At 62.7% G+C, this 14,795-nt stretch carries 13 protein-coding genes and 1 pseudogene; all 14 read right to left on the reverse strand.

From position 1 onward, the window contains the following. Positions 1 to 10: 10 nt before the first annotated feature. The 14 genes and pseudogenes from murC to rsmH all read right to left on the reverse strand — a co-directional run bounded on the left by murC (position 11) and on the right by rsmH (position 14,793). Entirely contained in the window at positions 11 to 2,308 is a 2,298-nt protein-coding gene (gene murC, locus PVA48_RS06940; RefSeq protein WP_102728955.1) for a UDP-N-acetylmuramate--L-alanine ligase, read from the reverse strand. After that, positions 2,301 to 3,041, reverse strand: coding sequence for a UDP-N-acetylglucosamine--N-acetylmuramyl-(pentapeptide) pyrophosphoryl-undecaprenol N-acetylglucosamine transferase (locus tag PVA48_RS06945; protein WP_423232436.1), 741 nt, complete (start codon positions 3,039 to 3,041; stop codon positions 2,301 to 2,303). Before PVA48_RS06945 ends, murC begins: the two co-directional genes overlap by 8 nt. Continuing rightward, the gene (locus tag PVA48_RS06950) at positions 2,999 to 3,376 is read right to left on the reverse strand and encodes a glycosyltransferase (RefSeq protein ID WP_423232501.1); all 378 of its coding nucleotides are present in this window, start codon (positions 3,374 to 3,376) and stop codon (positions 2,999 to 3,001) included. Before PVA48_RS06950 ends, PVA48_RS06945 begins: the two co-directional genes overlap by 43 nt. A 43-nt stretch (positions 3,377 to 3,419) precedes the next feature. Further along, positions 3,420 to 4,562, reverse strand: a complete 1,143-nt coding sequence (locus tag PVA48_RS06955; protein WP_022397713.1) for an FtsW/RodA/SpoVE family cell cycle protein — start codon at positions 4,560 to 4,562, stop codon at positions 3,420 to 3,422. A gap of 27 nt (positions 4,563 to 4,589) precedes the next feature. Continuing rightward, positions 4,590 to 5,390 (reverse strand): LysM peptidoglycan-binding domain-containing protein, encoded by an 801-nt coding sequence (locus tag PVA48_RS06960; protein ID WP_102728957.1) that lies wholly within the window; start codon positions 5,388 to 5,390, stop codon positions 4,590 to 4,592. A 45-nt stretch (positions 5,391 to 5,435) separates the two neighbouring features. Then, the gene (locus tag PVA48_RS06965; RefSeq protein ID WP_423232437.1) at positions 5,436 to 5,801 is read right to left on the reverse strand and encodes a hypothetical protein; all 366 of its coding nucleotides are present in this window, start codon (positions 5,799 to 5,801) and stop codon (positions 5,436 to 5,438) included. Beyond that, positions 5,789 to 6,721, reverse strand: a complete 933-nt coding sequence (gene murD, locus PVA48_RS06970) for a UDP-N-acetylmuramoyl-L-alanine--D-glutamate ligase (protein WP_423232438.1) — start codon at positions 6,719 to 6,721, stop codon at positions 5,789 to 5,791. The genes PVA48_RS06965 and murD overlap by 13 nt, the downstream gene beginning before the upstream one ends. Before the next feature lie 11 nt (positions 6,722 to 6,732). Then, a complete protein-coding gene (gene mraY, locus PVA48_RS06975; RefSeq protein ID WP_022397710.1) occupies positions 6,733 to 7,836 on the reverse strand; it encodes a phospho-N-acetylmuramoyl-pentapeptide-transferase in 1,104 nt (367 codons plus the stop codon). Between the two features lie 5 nt (positions 7,837 to 7,841). Further along, complete coding sequence (locus PVA48_RS06980; protein WP_102727615.1) at positions 7,842 to 9,215, reverse strand: UDP-N-acetylmuramoyl-tripeptide--D-alanyl-D-alanine ligase; 1,374 nt, start codon at positions 9,213 to 9,215, stop codon at positions 7,842 to 7,844. Between the two features lie 18 nt (positions 9,216 to 9,233). Continuing rightward, positions 9,234 to 10,685: pseudogene (locus PVA48_RS06985) on the reverse strand (UDP-N-acetylmuramoyl-L-alanyl-D-glutamate--2,6-diaminopimelate ligase); the annotation flags it as partial. A 60-nt stretch (positions 10,686 to 10,745) separates the two neighbouring features. After that, on the reverse strand, positions 10,746 to 11,156 hold the full coding sequence (locus PVA48_RS06990) for a penicillin-binding transpeptidase domain-containing protein (protein WP_423232439.1): 411 nt from the start codon (positions 11,154 to 11,156) through the stop codon (positions 10,746 to 10,748). Continuing rightward, the gene (locus PVA48_RS06995; RefSeq protein ID WP_423232440.1) at positions 11,146 to 12,843 is read right to left on the reverse strand and encodes a peptidoglycan D,D-transpeptidase FtsI family protein; all 1,698 of its coding nucleotides are present in this window, start codon (positions 12,841 to 12,843) and stop codon (positions 11,146 to 11,148) included. The genes PVA48_RS06990 and PVA48_RS06995 overlap by 11 nt, the downstream gene beginning before the upstream one ends. Positions 12,844 to 12,859: 16 nt before the next feature. After that, the gene (locus PVA48_RS07000; protein ID WP_022397706.1) at positions 12,860 to 13,204 is read right to left on the reverse strand and encodes a hypothetical protein; all 345 of its coding nucleotides are present in this window, start codon (positions 13,202 to 13,204) and stop codon (positions 12,860 to 12,862) included. A gap of 23 nt (positions 13,205 to 13,227) precedes the next feature. Further along, positions 13,228 to 14,793 (reverse strand): 16S rRNA (cytosine(1402)-N(4))-methyltransferase RsmH, encoded by a 1,566-nt coding sequence (gene rsmH, locus PVA48_RS07005; RefSeq protein WP_249853110.1) that lies wholly within the window; start codon positions 14,791 to 14,793, stop codon positions 13,228 to 13,230. Between the last annotated feature and the right edge of the window lie 2 nt (positions 14,794 to 14,795).

Genomic DNA, 14,795 nt, shown 5'->3' on the forward strand with positions numbered 1-14,795 from the left:
AATGAATGGGTTAAAACTGGGGTTCCCGGTCTCCGATGACCTGGGCTTCCGATTTCAGGTCAATGCCGCGGTTTTCCATGGCTTCCTTCCGGATCATGTCAATCAGGATGGTGATGTCCCGCGCCCTGGCATGGCCGCGGTTGATGATGAAATTGGCGTGCACGTCTGACACGCAGGCATCCCCCACGCAGGCGTTTTTCAGGCCCAGCTCGTCAATGAGCCTGCCCGCCGGGATTTCCTCCGGGTTCTTGAAGATGCAGCCTGCGCTGGCTCCTACGGGCTGGGAAAGCTTGCGCTTGGCCCTGGCCGCCGCCAGGAGCCGTTCCATTTCCTCCGCCGGGGCGGGCTGCGCTTCAAACACGGCCTGAAGCACAAAATTATGGGCCAGGTCCGGGATGGAGCGGTACTGGGCGTTCAGTTCCTCCTTTGTGTGACTGCGGATTTCCCCGTCTTCATCCAGGCAGACGACGGAGACGAGGTTTTTAATCATGTCCATGCCCATGGCCCCGGCGTTCATGCGGAGGCTTCCTCCCACATTGCCTGGAATGCCGTCCATCCATTCCAGGCCGCCCAGGCCGTTCTGGACGGCGGTGGAAACCAGCTTTTTCAGCCGCACTCCCGCGCCGGCGGAAAGGCGGTTCCCCTGAATTTCCAGGACGTCGAATTCGCCTCCGGAGGGGTGGATGACGGCGCCGCGCAGGCCGCCGTCCCTGACGATGATGTTGGAGCCGCGGCCAATGACGTGCACGGGAATGTTCCTGTCCCGGCAATAATTGACGGCTGTCTGCATGCCGGAGAAGGTGGAGGGCTCCAGCCAGTACTGGGCGCAGCCTCCCACCCTCATGGTGGTGTGGCGTGACATGGGTTCGTACAGCTTGCCTTCCAGGGATTCGCCCGCGGTGCGTTCCAGATCCTCCAGCAGAGCCAGGTCGCGCGCGATGCGCATGCCGCATTCGTGGACGTTTCCGGCCCCCAGCGTCAGGAACAGGTCTCCGGGTTTCAGCGCGTTGCCGATGGCGTGGTGGGCCGTGCCCAGGTCGGGAAGATAATGGGTTTCCACCGGGCCGTGCCTGTGCATGGCGTCGATGATGGTCTGGCCGCTCACTCCTTCAATGGGCAGTTCGCTGGCGGGGTAAACGTCCGCCACAAAGACGAGGTCCGCCGCCTGGAGCACCTTGCCGAAGTCGTCCGCCAGCATCTGGGTGCGCGTGTAGCGGTGCGGCTGGAAGTAAACCACCAGGCGGTTCGGCTGGAGGGAGCGGGCGGTCTGGAGCGTGGCGGCTATCTCCGTGGGATGGTGGCCGTAATCGTCCACAATCCGGATGGTGGGGGAAAGGTATTTGGTCTCAAAGCGGCGCTTGGCCCCGGCGAAGGAAGCCAGGCCGCGCGTTATCGCCGGGAAGTCCACGCCCAGTTCCGTTGCCAGCGCAATGGCAGCCAGGGAATTCAGCACGTTGTGGCGTCCGGGAATGCCCAGCTCCACGCGGCCCAGTTCCTCTTCCCCTTTCAGGACGGTGAACAGGGTGCGGCCGCGGCGTTCCAGGATGTCCGTGGCGGTGTAATCCGCACCAGACCAGCCGTAGGAAACGGAATTGGGATAGCCGGCGCATACGTCCGCTGCGCCGGGATGGGCGCGGCAGTAAATGATCTTGCCCCGCGTCTGGGAGCACAGCTGGTCAAACACGGCCTTGATTTCATCCAGGTCCTTGTAATGGTCCAGGTGTTCCGGCTCAATGTTGAGGACGATGCTGTGCTCCGGGATGTAGTTCACCAGCGTGCCGTCGCTCTCGTCCCCTTCCGCCACCAGGTATTCGCTGTCCTCGTTCCAGTGGGCGTTGGTGCCCAGCACGGGGATTTCCGCCCCTACATAGTGGCACGGGCGCATGCGGCCTTCCCGCATCAGGTGAGCGCAGAGGGCCGAGGTGGTGGTTTTGCCGTGCGTGCCGGAGACCACGACGCCCTTCTTCCCGTTCAGGATGGCCGCCAGGCATTCCGCGCGGCGCATGCAGGGAATGTTCAGTTTGCGCGCGGCGGAAAGGGCCGGATTATCCTCCCGGATGGCGCTGGAATAAATGACGATTTCCGCGTCGGAGACGGCGTCCGCTGAATGCGGGCAGGAAAAAGAAAGTCCCAGGCTCTGGAGCCGTTCGGTTTCCGTGCTGGTCACCCGGTCGCAGCCGCTCACCCGGTGCCCCATTTCCATCAGCATGAGCGCCAGGCCGGACATGCCGGACCCGGCCACCCCGATGAGGTGGAGACGTGCCGGATGTTCCCTGTCCATCAGGCGTTTGCGTAAAGTCTCAATCATGGATGGCTGCATGGTCCGTGTTTTCAATGACATTGGCGATGCGGGATACTGCATCAGGCGTATCCAGACGTAAAGCACATTCATTCATGGAGGCCAGCAGGGAGGAATCCTTGAAGACTTCGTTCAGAAAAGCCGCAATATCGTCCGGCGTGAGGGTGTTTTCACGCATCATGCGCGCCGCCCCGTGGGCCGCGAAGACGCGCGCGTTGTGCGCCTGGTGGTCATCCGCGGCAAAGGGGTAGGGAACCAGCAGGGCCGCCTTCCCCATGTGGGCCAGCTCCGTCAGGCTGGACGCCCCGGAACGGGAAATGACCACGTCCGCCGCGGCGTACGCGGTCGCCATGGCGGAACAGAACTCAATGACGTGCACATGGGGCATGTCCGCCGTCAGCTGGCTCACGCGCGCAAAATCCGCGGAGCCGGTGATGATGAGGAAGTCGCACAGGTCCGCGCACTGCCGGGCCGCTTCAATGACCAGGGAATTCAGGTTCCTGGCCCCCTGGGAGCCGCCCATCACCAGGGCCACGCGGCGGTCCTTCGGCAGGTTGAGCTCCGCCCGGGATTCATCCTTATCCCTGCGTTCCTCCATCTCCTGGCGCACCGGGGTGCCGGTGACGATGCACTTGGCGGGGTTGAAATAGTGCCTGGCCTCCTCAATGCCCAGCAACACGTTCGTGCAGCATTTGGCGGTCATGCGGTTGGCCTTGCCGGGCAGGGCGTTGGAATCGTGCACGTAGGTGCGGATGCCCTTGCGGTGGGCGGCGTAAACGGGGAGAAGGAAGTAAAGCCGCCCATGCCGATGACGACGTCCGCATTCACCTCGTCCAGAAGGCTGCGGCTGAAACGGATGGCCTTGTACAGCCTGAGCCCGAAGCCCAGCAGGGACATGGACGGGATTTTGGGCATAGCGATGGCCTCAATGGTGCGGAAATTGAGATCGCCGTAATTCTTGCTGGCCTGCGCATCCACCTTCTTCTGGGAAATGAGGAGGGTGACGTTGTGGCCGCGCTTTTTAAGTTCCTGGGCTACGGCTATGCCGGGGAAAAGGTGCCCCCCGTGCCGCCGCAGGCAATCACGATGTTCAGGGTGGGACGCGAGGGAGAGGGTTCAGTCATAATCTTACGTCAATGGAGCGTTCGTCTTTGCGGGTGATTTCACAGTTGGGCTGTGCACCGGTGGAAAATCTCTGAATGCTGGTGAGCATGCCCAGGGCGGCCAGCGTGAAGACCAGGTTGGTGCCCCCGAAGCTGATGAAGGGCAGCGGCAGCCCGGAGTTGGGCACGGCGTTGGTCACCACGGCAATGTTCAGGATGGCGGGGCAGAAGATGATGGCGACGATCCCCACGGCCAGGAACCGGCCGTAGGCGTCCCGGCACTGCATGGCTACGCCGATGCCCGCATAGGTCATCAGGAAATAGCAGAGCAGGACGAACATGGTTCCGTAAAAGCCGAACTCCTCCCCAAGCGGGGCGAAGATGAAGTCCGTATGGGCGAAGGGAAGCGTGCCGTGCTTTTCCGCGCTGTTGCCCAGGCCCACCCCGTCCAGGCCGCCGCGGGACAGGGCGATGGAGGCGCGGTACTGCTGGAGCCCCGCGCCCAGGCGGTGGGCGTCCAGGTCCTTCCAGGCCAGGAAGCGTTCCAGGCGGTTGGCGTTGCTCTGCACCAGAACGTACAGGGCCGCTCCGGCGAGCGCTAGGGCGCCGCCCAGGTAAATCTTGCGCGTGCCGGCCACGAACATCACGCAGAACGCGGCCAGGGCCAGCGCTACGGAGGTGCCCATGTCCTTTTCAAAAAGAATCAGCGCCAGCGGAATGCCGAAGATGACGCCGGGCATCACGAACCCCCACCAGAAGGAGGTAGTGCGGTCCCGGTACAGGGCCAGCCAGTTGGCCAGCGCCATCATCATGCAGAGCTTGGCGCATTCACTGGGCTGGAACTGCATGCCGATGGTGATCCAGCGGCGTTCCCCGTTGATCTCCTTCCCGATGCCCGGCACGTAGCACAGCACCAGCAGGAAGCAGGCGAACCCCAGAATCCACCAGATATACTTCCTCCATATCCGGTAATCTATCCGGGAGAGGATCATGGCCCCCACCAGCCCCGCGCAGGCAAAGGCGGTCTGCTTGAACAGGGGCTCGTACGGGTGCTTGGTTTCTTCCGCCCAGGCCGCCGTGCTGGATACCATCACCAGGCCCACGACCAGAAGGCAGATGACGAAAAACCAGACCAGAATCATGCAGACTTTGGAAGACATGGCGGCAGGGGCGGGAAGAGAAAGAACTTACTTCTTGGGAATCATGATCTTTTGACCGATCTTGAGGCGTGCTACGTCCCGGTCGTTCATCTTGTTGAATTTCTGGAGGGAGCGCCAGTTCATCTTGTACTTGCGGGCGATTACGGAGAGGGTCTCACCCTTCTTCACGATATGCGCCACGCCGTCCGGTTCCGTTTCCGCGGCGGCGGTTTTTTCCGGCGCCATCTTGTCGCCGGGGCGTGCCGGAATGACGAGCGTGCTTCCGCTGACAAGGCGCTGCACCCTGGGATTGACGGCTTTCAGGTCATTGACGGCCACCTGGTTGTCACGGGCGATCCGTTCCCACGTATCCCCCGTGCGCACGATGTGGCGCGCAGGACCTGCCACCGGAGCGGCATCCGGAATGTGTTCCTGCACGGCGGGAACCGGCTGCCTGTTCGGGCGCGCGTCCACCACCTGTTCCGGCTGCGTGATGGTGACCGGAGCCGCGGGAGCGGCCTGGGGAGCCTGGGGCAGAACCGCCGGGGGAGCCGCAGGAACGGGCGTCTGGGAAACGGTGGGCGGCGCGGGAAGGGCGGTTGCCATTTCCACGGTCTCCGTCGTATTCCTGAACCAGGTGCTGCGGACATAGACGCCGCCGATAACAAGAAGATGGAGAAGAAGGAGGACGACGAGCCAGCGCACGACGGTGCTGCTGGGAGCGTCATCTTCAAATTCGGAGACGCGTGCGCGGTATCTGCTGAGCTTGGCACGGAGCACGGTGCCCATTTTGCGTTTCGGACGGGTGCGTCCGGTCGGATTGTGATCGGGGGTCTTGGTCGTTTTCATGATGGTGGGTTTCTGGTGGGTTGTCAGGAAAGGGGGAGAGGGCGTTCACCGCGTCCCGGAAGGCCTGGCCGCGCTGGACGTAGCCGGTGAACATGTCAAAGGAGGAGGTGCCGGGGGAGAACAGGACGGTGTCTCCCGTCCTGGCGCAGGCGCGGGCCTTGGCCACGCAGTCCGCCACGTCCGCTGCTTTTTCCGTGGGAACCACGGGGAAAAGGCGTCCTGGAGCTGGTCCGCAATCTGGCCGAAGACGACGCACGCGCGCACCTTTTCCTTCAGCATGGGCCGCAGGGGCAGGTAATCCAGTCCCTTGTCCTTGCCTCCGGCAATCAGGATGACCGGGGAATTCTGGGATTTCAGCGCTGCTTCCAGCGCGTGCAGGTTCGTGGCCTTGGAATCGTTCAGCCACAGCACGCCGTCCAGCGTGCGGACGGTCTCGCAGCGGTGGCCGGGGGAGTGAACTCCTTCAATACTTCCGCAGCCGTTTCCGCGGGAATGCCCAGGTGGCGGCAGGCCAGCACGGCGGCCATGGCGTTTTCCGCGTTGTGGCGCTGGTTCAGGGTGGTATCCGCCAGGTTCAGCAGGGGCTTGTCTCCCTCCATGACCTGCGGTTCCCGGTAATAAAGGTCCGCCGCCGGATCTTCCGAACTGAAGGTGCGGACGGGGGCTTTCAGGTGCGGGAGCCTTTCCCCGGCGCGCACGACGGCCAGGTCTTCTTCCGTCTGGTTGTCGAAGATGTGCAGCTTGGCGTGGTAGTAATCCTCCACGGACTTGTAGCGGTCCATGTGGTCCGGCGCAAAATTGAGCCATACGGCCACGTCCGGGTGGAAATCGCGGATAGTTTCCAATTGGAAGGAGCTGACCTCCAGCGCCAGCACGTCCGGCACGGAATCCCGGAGCAGGATTTCCGCCATCGGGACGCCGTAATTGCCGCAGGCGATGGCCGCCTTTCCGGCGCGAAGCAGGATTTTTTCCACCAGGGACGTGGTGGTGGTTTTTCCGTTGGTGCCGGTGATGGCGATGATGCGGCCATGGTAGAAGCGGCAGGCCAGCTCCATTTCACCGATGGTTTCCACGCCTTCCCGCCCGAAGGCCCTGACAAAGGGGCTGTCCGTCTCAATGCCGGGGGAGATGACCACCAGGTCCGCGCGGAAGGCCCTCCCGTCTTCCTCCGTGGCGGCGGCGTGCAGCGGAATGTCTTCCGGCCAGTTGCCGATGGAGGGGGAGGCGTCAAACACGCGCACCCGGGCGCCATGCTTCATGGCGAGGCGCGCCGCGGCGCGTCCGCTTCTTCCCGCTCCCAGGACGGCGATGTTGAGATTGTTGAGCTGCATGTTCGTGGTTGTCAGGCGGTGGTGATCAGGAAAAGGCCCAGGAACGCCAGCAGGAGGCTGATCATCCAGAAGCGGGCAATCACCTGGGTTTCCTTCCATCCCTTGAGTTCAAAATGGTGGTGGATGGGAGCCATGGCGAAGATGCGTTTACCGTGGCGCAGCTTGAAGCTGCCTACCTGGAGAACGACGGATGTGGCCTCCATGACGAAAACGCCACCGATGACGATGAAAAGAAGCTCCTGCGCCGTGCAGACGGCGGCCATGCCGAATGCTCCGCCCAGGGCCAGGGAGCCGGTATCCCCCATGAAGACCCTGGCCGGGTAGCAGTTGTGCCACAGGAAACCCAGGCAGGCGCCCACCAGGGCCATCATGAAAACGCTGATTTCCCCTGCGCCGGGGTGGAAGGGGATGTCCAGGGAATCCGCCATCAGCCAGTTCCCGCAAATGGCGGCAATGATGGCGTAGGAGATGCCCGTGGTGACGGAGCAGCCGGAGGCGAGGCCGTCCAGTCCGTCCGTCAGGTTCACCGCATTGGAGGCGGACATGACCACCACGACGCCGAAGGGAATGTAAACGTACCACGGCAGGTTCACCTGGCCGTAGAACGGAATGAACAGGGAGGAGACGTAGTCATGCAGTTCCACGCGGGGGCTGCCTTCCGGGTACAGGTACAGGAACGTGACGCCCGCCAGCCCGGCCAGGAACTGGATGAAGAGTTTTTTACGCGCGGAAATGCCGTCCGAGGTTTTCTTGGCCACCTTCAGGTAGTCGTCCCGGAAGCCCAGCAGTCCCAGCGCCAGGGTGACGAACAGGCAGGAGATGATGAAGGGATTGTTCATTCTGGCGCACAGCAGGGTAGCCGCCGTCATGGAGCCTACGATCAGCACGCCGCCCATGGTGGGAGTTCCCGCCTTGGCTCCGTGGAGTTCCGCCAGCTTGTGCACTTCCTCCGCGGTCCTGATGGGCTGGCCGATTTTCAGGGAAATCAGCGCGCGGATTACCCGCGGGGCGAACATCATCGTCAGGACAAAAGAGATGAGGCAGGCCAGCAGGGCTCTCCCTGCCGGTTCTGCAAGCGCCCCCGCGGGGCTGAGCTGTTCAATGAAGGAATGCATAAAATTTACTGGGGCGGAAAGGTGAGGTTCATGACTTGCTCCATCCGGGCAAGGCGGCTGCCCTTGAAAAGGACGATGTCTCCCGGCGCCGTGTGGCTGCGGAGCCATTCGGCGGCTTCCTCTGCGGAGCCGAAGTTCAGTCCTTTGGTGGATGAGTTCGGAGAAATGGCGTCCGTAATCCGGGCGGCATCCGTTCCCACGCTGACCACGCAGTCAAAGCGGAGCTTTTCCGCCGTGCGTCCCACCAGCGCGTGCCCTTCTTCGGAAAACGTTCCCAGTTCCCCCATTCTGCCCAGCACCGCAAAGCGCCTGCCGGTGCAGGAAAGCTCCGCTGCGGTGTGCAGGGCGGCCTGCATGGAATCCGGATTGGCGTTATACGTATCGTCCACTACCAGAATGCCGTTGGACCGGGTGCAGTGGAGCCTGCCGCCCGTGAGCTGCGCCCGGTTGAGGCCGGAGACGATCTGCTCCTTCGCAAGACCTGCCACCCAGCCGGCGGCGGCGGCCAGAAGCGCATTGGCCACCATGTGGCGGCCGTGGACGGGCAGTTCCACCACCTCCCGGCAGAAATCAGGAATGGAAAGGGTGAAACGCGTCCCATTCTCCGTGGAGACCGGGTTTTCCGCGCGGACGGTTCCGGAGTCAATGCCGCACTCAATGCACGCGGCGCGGGTGGACCGGCGGATCATGTCCGCATAATCGCAGTCCGCCGGGAAAATCATGAAGCCGTCTTCCGGCAGGCAGCGGGCTACCGTGCATTTTTCCCGGGCAATGTTTTCCCGGGAGCCCAGGTATTCAATATGGGAAGTGCCGATGCTGGTGATGATGCCGATCTTCGGGCGTGTCATTTCACACAGGGGGGCCAGTTCTCCCGGATGGTTCATGCCCATTTCCCACACGGCGGCCTCGTCCGCCGGGGAAGCCCGGAGGATGCTGAGGGGAACGCCGATGTGGTTGTTCAGGTTTCCCTGCGTGGCGATGGTCCGGAGTCCCTGGGAAAGAACGGAGGCGGTCAGGTCCTTGGTGGAGGTCTTCCCGTTGGAGCCGGTCAGGCCGATGGCGGTGAGGGTCAGCCCGGCACGCCACCAGGAGGCCAGCTGCTGGAGGGCTTTCAGCGTATCCTCCACCAGGATGACGGCGCAGGAGGGGTCCATCCCTTCCTCCACGCGGCTGACGACGACTGCCGCCGCGGTGCGGGAAGCCTCCGGGGCAAACAGGTTGCCGTCAAACTTTTCTCCTCCCAGCGCGAAGAAAACGGCATGGGGCGGCAGGGCGCGGCTGTCTGTGCACACGCCTCCGGAAGCGACCCTGTCAAAGGGGCCGCTGACCAGTTTTCCGCCGATGGCGTTGCAGATGCCGTGTGCCGTGAGGGAGGTCATGAAAGATGAAATGATGTGTTATGCCTGCGGGAACTCTTCCCTCTCCTTGATGAACATGTTGCGCCGCACTTCCTTGGCGTCGCTGAAATCGATGCGTCCGGTGGAAAGCTCCTGGTAGTTTTCATGGCCCTTGCCCGCAATCAGGACGACGTCCCCCAGCCGGGCCTGTTCGATGGCCGTGGCGATGGCCCGGGCGCGGTCCGGAATGATGGCGTACCTGCCTTCCGGCATGCCCGCCGTAATCTGGCTGATGATGGAGAGGGGCTCCTCGCTCCTGGGGTTGTCGGAAGTGACGATGCAGGCGTCAGACAGGCGCGCGGCCACGGCGCCCATCAGCGGGCGCTTGCCCTTGTCCCGGTCACCGCCGCAGCCGAACACGGTAATCAGGCGGCGGGAGCAGATTTCCTTGAGCGTCCTGCAGACGTTTTCCAGGGCGTCCGGCGTGTGGGCGTAATCAATGAAGATCTGGGCGCCTCCGGGGTGGGTGAACAATTGCAGTCTGCCGGGAACCTGCGGAATGTTCTGGAGGTTCGCGATGGCGTCCCGTACCGGGATGCCGGCGCAGATGACGGCCGCCAGCGCGGCCAGGCTGTTGTACATATTGAATTTGCCGATCAGGGGCACGCGCACCAGGTAGCTTTTTCCCTTGTATTCCAGTTCGTATTCGCTGCCCTTGGCCGTGGCGTGGTGCACCAGCATGCGGAAATCCGCGCCCAGGGCGGAACCGTAGGTCTTGACGGCCATGCGGCCGGAGAACATTTCTGCCAGGCGGCGGCCGTAGGCGTCGTCAATGTTGATGACGGCCACGGGCTTGCGGCGGGCCCTGGTGTCCTGCGCCATCTGCTCGAACAACTTCGCCTTGGCCTGGAAATAATTCTCCATGGTGTGGTGGTAATCCAGGTGGTCCTGGGTCAGGTTGGTGAAAATGCCCACGTTAAAATTAATGCCGGCCACGCGTTCCTGGTCCAGCGCATGGGAGGATACCTCCATGGAAACGCCGCGGCAGCCGTTTTCAAACATCTCCTTCAGCAGGTGTTCCAGCTCCAGCGGGCCGGGCGTGGTGTGGGTGGAGGGGGTGATTTCCTCCCCGTTGTCATAGGCGATGGTGCCGATCAGCCCGGCGCGCAGCCAGGACTGCTTCAGCAGGGAATGGGCGATGTAGGCCGTCGTAGTTTTTCCGTTCGTCCCCGTCACGCCTATCATGGTCATGTGGCGGGAGGGATGGCCGTTCCAGGCCGCGCCCATCAGGCTGACGGCCAGGCGGGAATCGTTCACCTCCACCCAGCTGACTCCGGCGTCCCTGGCTTCCTTCGTGCAGGGCATTTCCGCGACGACGGCGCAGGCTCCGCGGCGGATGGCTTCCGGAATGAACTCGTGGCCGTCCGCCTGGGTTCCCTTCAGGGCAATATAGCAGGAGCCGGGCAGAACGCGGCGGCTGTCGCATTCCAGATGGGAGATTTTCACCTGGGGGAGCCGGTGAGCGTATGGGCGGGAAGGTCTTTGAGCAAGGTAAGTAGCTTCATGATAGGATTATCTGCGCGGCAGTTTGGACGGGGAGGAAGAGGCTTGGGCACGGGAGGCTTTTTTGTCTGCCTCCGCGGAAGGGGTATTCTTGGGAATGTTCATGGCCGCCGCCAGGCGGGTGGCCAGTTTCTGGAAGACCGGAGCGCATACGGTGCCGCCGCCGGGGTGGCAGTGCTTGGAGGTGGGATCGTCAATGACGATGAGGCAGACGAAGGCCGGGTCCTCCACCGGAAGCATCCCTACAAAGGAGACGGTATAGCGGTTGTCAAAATAGCCGCCCGTGGGCTTCACCTTGTGGGCGGTGCCGGTCTTGCCCCCCACGTTGTAGCCTTCAATCCGCGCCCTTTTGGCGGTTCCGTCCAGGTCCGTGACGTGGAACAGGGCGTTCCGGAGGTTCCGGGCTGTTTTAACGCTCATGACCCGGCATACTTCCACGGGGGGAGGGCTGGAAATTCTTGTCGTCCACGTAAATGCCGTCCACCAGCCGGGGGCGCATGCGCACGCCGTCATTCGCGATGGCGGCGTAGGCCATGGCGACCTGCAAGGGGGAGACCATCAGGGAATAGCCGAAGCTGATGCGGGAGAAGTTGACGAAGTTGCTGCCGTCCTGGCACTGGCTGTTGGTTTCCCCCGGCAGGTCGATGCCCGTCTTGGAGGAAAAACCGTATAGGTCAAAATACTTTTTATACGTGGGCCAGCCCGATTTCAGCGCAATGCGGAAGGCGCCCGGGTTGCTGGACTTTTTCAGCACGCCCGCCACGGTCAGGCCGCTGTAGAAACGGGGGGCGTCCGTGACGGGGCGGGAGCCGGGCACCATGTAGGGCGTGCAGTTGATCATGGTATCGAATGTGGCCTTTCCGCTGTCCACGGCGGACGTGACGGAAACGATCTTGAAGGTGGAACCCGGTTCGTACAGGGACTGCACGGCGAAGTGGTAGGCGCCTTCCTGCAGGCCCTCGCGCGTATTTAAATTATAGTGGGGACGGCTGGCCATCGCCAGAATGCTGCCGGTCTTGGGCTCCACGACGATAATGCAGCCGCGGGGCTTGTGGGTCTGGTCCGTGTAAAAGGAAATGGCGGCGTCCAATTCCTCCTCCACGATCGTCTGGTACTCCATGTTCACGGTCAGGCGAACGTTCAGGCCGTCCACGGCGTCCTTGAAACGGGAATCCGCGGAGGGGATGATGCGGCCCCGGCTGTCCTTCCGGTACTCCCTGATGCCGTTGTGGCCCAGAAGCTGGTCGTCCAGCTGTTTTTCAAGGCCGGAAAGGGCCACGGGCCGCGGACCGCTGTCCTTCGTCTGGGCGATGTAGCCCAGAATGTGCACCATGCATTCCGGCACGGAATAAACGCGCTTGGAAGAAGTCTCAAACCGGAACCCTTGGACGCGGGCGTTCTGGATGGCCTGGCGCAGCAGTTCCGCTTTTTCCTCGGACAGGTTCTTGGCGATGACGATGCGCTTCTTGGGAATCTCCCCGTCCTTTTCCACCGTGTTGATGATGTCCTGCACGCTCATGTCCGGCAGGAAGGGGGCGATCACGCTGGCGGCGTATTCCAGATGGGCCTGCACGTATTTTCTCACCATCTCCGGCTCATAAAGCTCTTCCAGCTTCTTCCTGGCCATGTCTACCCCTTCCGGGCCGTCCTCAGGCTCTTCCAGCAGGATTTTCGCCAGATTGTGCTCCTTGCTGCCGTCCTTCTTGCTGGCCGCCTGTCCCAGGATTTTGCTGCGGAAACCGGAAACGAGCTTCTCTTTCTCCTTGTCCGTGGCGGCTTCTCCCCAGAAGGCGGAGTGGACGGCCTTGGAATAGGCAAGAGCCCAGCTGATGGTCTTGGGATCGTTCAGGTGGTAGCCGTCCGCAATCAGCTCGGAACTCTGCATGTTGTTGGTGAGGATCTCCTCATTGGCGTCCATGATGCGACCGCGCTGGGGCAGGAGAACCTCCCGTTCAATAATGCCGCCGCTGGGGACTCCGCCCGTTTTCCGGGGGGAAACCAGTTGGAGGTTGACCAGCGTCAGCATCAGCCAGATGACCGCAGCGCCCGCCACGCCGCACAGGACGAGGCTTCTTCTGGCAAATCTGGACTTCGTGATCGTGGTCATGAACGGCTCGGCGCATTTAATTGCCTGCCGCGGCAATGCGGGAGGCGTTTTCGGAAGAAATGTATTCTACGGCTGAGGGCTCGATAGGCTGAAGGTTGGACTTGTCCTGGGCCAGCCTGTCGCGGATGGCCCAGCGGCTGGTCAGGGAGGAAGTCTTGGAACGGTAATATTCCTTCGTGAGTTCGCAGGAAGCGATCTCCTCGTTCATTTGCTTGATGTCGCGCGCGACCTGGATCTGGTCGTTTTTCAGCACGGCATAAGTGATGCCCGCCCCGCAGGTGAGGGAGGCGAAGGCAATGAGCCACATGATCATGCTCACGCTGATCTGGTGGCCGGTGAAACGCTGTTTGAATCTTTTCATGGCGGTGGCGAAGGAGAGATGGGTCAGATGATTTTTTCCACGCCGCGCAACTTGGCGCTGCGGGAACGGGGGTTGGTTGAAAGTTCTTCTTCTCCCGCAGTGACGGGCTTGCGGGAAAGCAGGCGGAAGCAGTAATCCGGGTTGGGGCGCGGAGCCGGCCATTCCGGACGGTCGATTTCCGGACGGCTCCGGAGGTCGAAGAACTGCTTGACCCTGCGGTCTTCCAGGCTGTGGAAGGTAATAACGGCCATGCGGCCCCCCTTGCCCAGCAGGCGCACGGAGGAATCCAGCAGCGCGTCCAGCGCGTCCAGCTCCCCGTTGACGGCGATTCTCAAAGCCTGGAACGTACGGGTGCCGGGATGCTGCCGCCCCTTGCGCGGAAGGACGGATTCCACCACGCGGGCGAGCTGGGCGGTGGTGGTGATGGGAGCCAGGGAACGCGCCTTTACGATGGCGCGGGCAATGGCGCGGGAAGCCCGTTCCTCTCCGAACTGCCAGAGGATGTCCGCGATCTCTTCTTCCGGGGCCTCGTTCACCAGGTTGCGGGCGGAAAAGGCGGCGCGGGTGTCCATGCGCATGTCCAGCGGGCCGTCTTCCCGGAAGGAAAAGCCGCGGGAGGCGGTATCAAGCTGGTGGGAGGAAACGCCGAGGTCCGCCAGCAGGCCGTCCACCTGGGAAACGCCCTGCTGGGCGAGGATGCTTTCCACATCCTGGAAATTGCCGGCGAGCACCTTGAAACGGGAGCCGAAGCGGGCCAGCTTCAGCGCGGCGGCGCGGCGGGCGTCCGGGTCGCGGTCAATGCCCCAGACGGTAGCGCCCTGTTCCAGAAGAAATTCCGTATGGCCGCCGCCGCCGAGCGTACAGTCCACGATCAGTTTGCCGGGGCCTGCCGCCAGCATGTCCACCGTCTCATGCAGCAGAACCGTAACATGGTTAAAACCGTTGCCGGAAACGGCTCCGTCCGTTTCCGCGTCAGCGGAGGCGGAAACGGCGTCATCCCCCAGTTCGGAAACCAGGGCGTCCACTTTGGCTTCGGCTTCCGGAGCTTTCAGGGCTTCCGTGTGGTACACGCCTTCCCAGTTCATGGAGGGGGCAAGCGCCTTCCAGGAACAGACCAGCTCGTCCACCCCCTTCTCCTCCGTCAACTCCGCAATCACGTGCACATGGTTGCGGCAGATGCTCCATGCCAGCACGCGGCAGGACGTTTCCGCCGCAAGGGCATTTGCCAGGGCCTGCGCCTCCTCCGTGCGGACATGCGTACCCGCGCCCGCGCGTAAAGAAAGCTCAACATGGCCATCAAAAGCCCGGTTCAGGCTGGAGGACAATGCGCCCAATTTGCCATAAGCGCCCTTCTGTCCCGCCAGGGACATTTCCGCGGTGATGCGTGCCTTCTCCTGCTGCCAGGCGATCATGTCCTGCGCCGGAAGGGCGTCGTGCCCCCAGAAAACAATGGAATAAGCCGTAACCTCCGCATTCAGCCCGGTTCTGGCGCCGACGCCCAGGCCGGAAACAAGCCAGCCCGGGCGCAGCGCAAGCGTTGCGTAGGGATGGGCCTGATGCGTGGGCGGAATGGTAGGGTCTGGGGGCATGA

It is taken from the genome of Akkermansia sp. JRP_AM1, from assembly GCF_049262625.1.
GTDB lineage: Bacteria > Verrucomicrobiota > Verrucomicrobiia > Verrucomicrobiales > Akkermansiaceae > Akkermansia > Akkermansia massiliensis.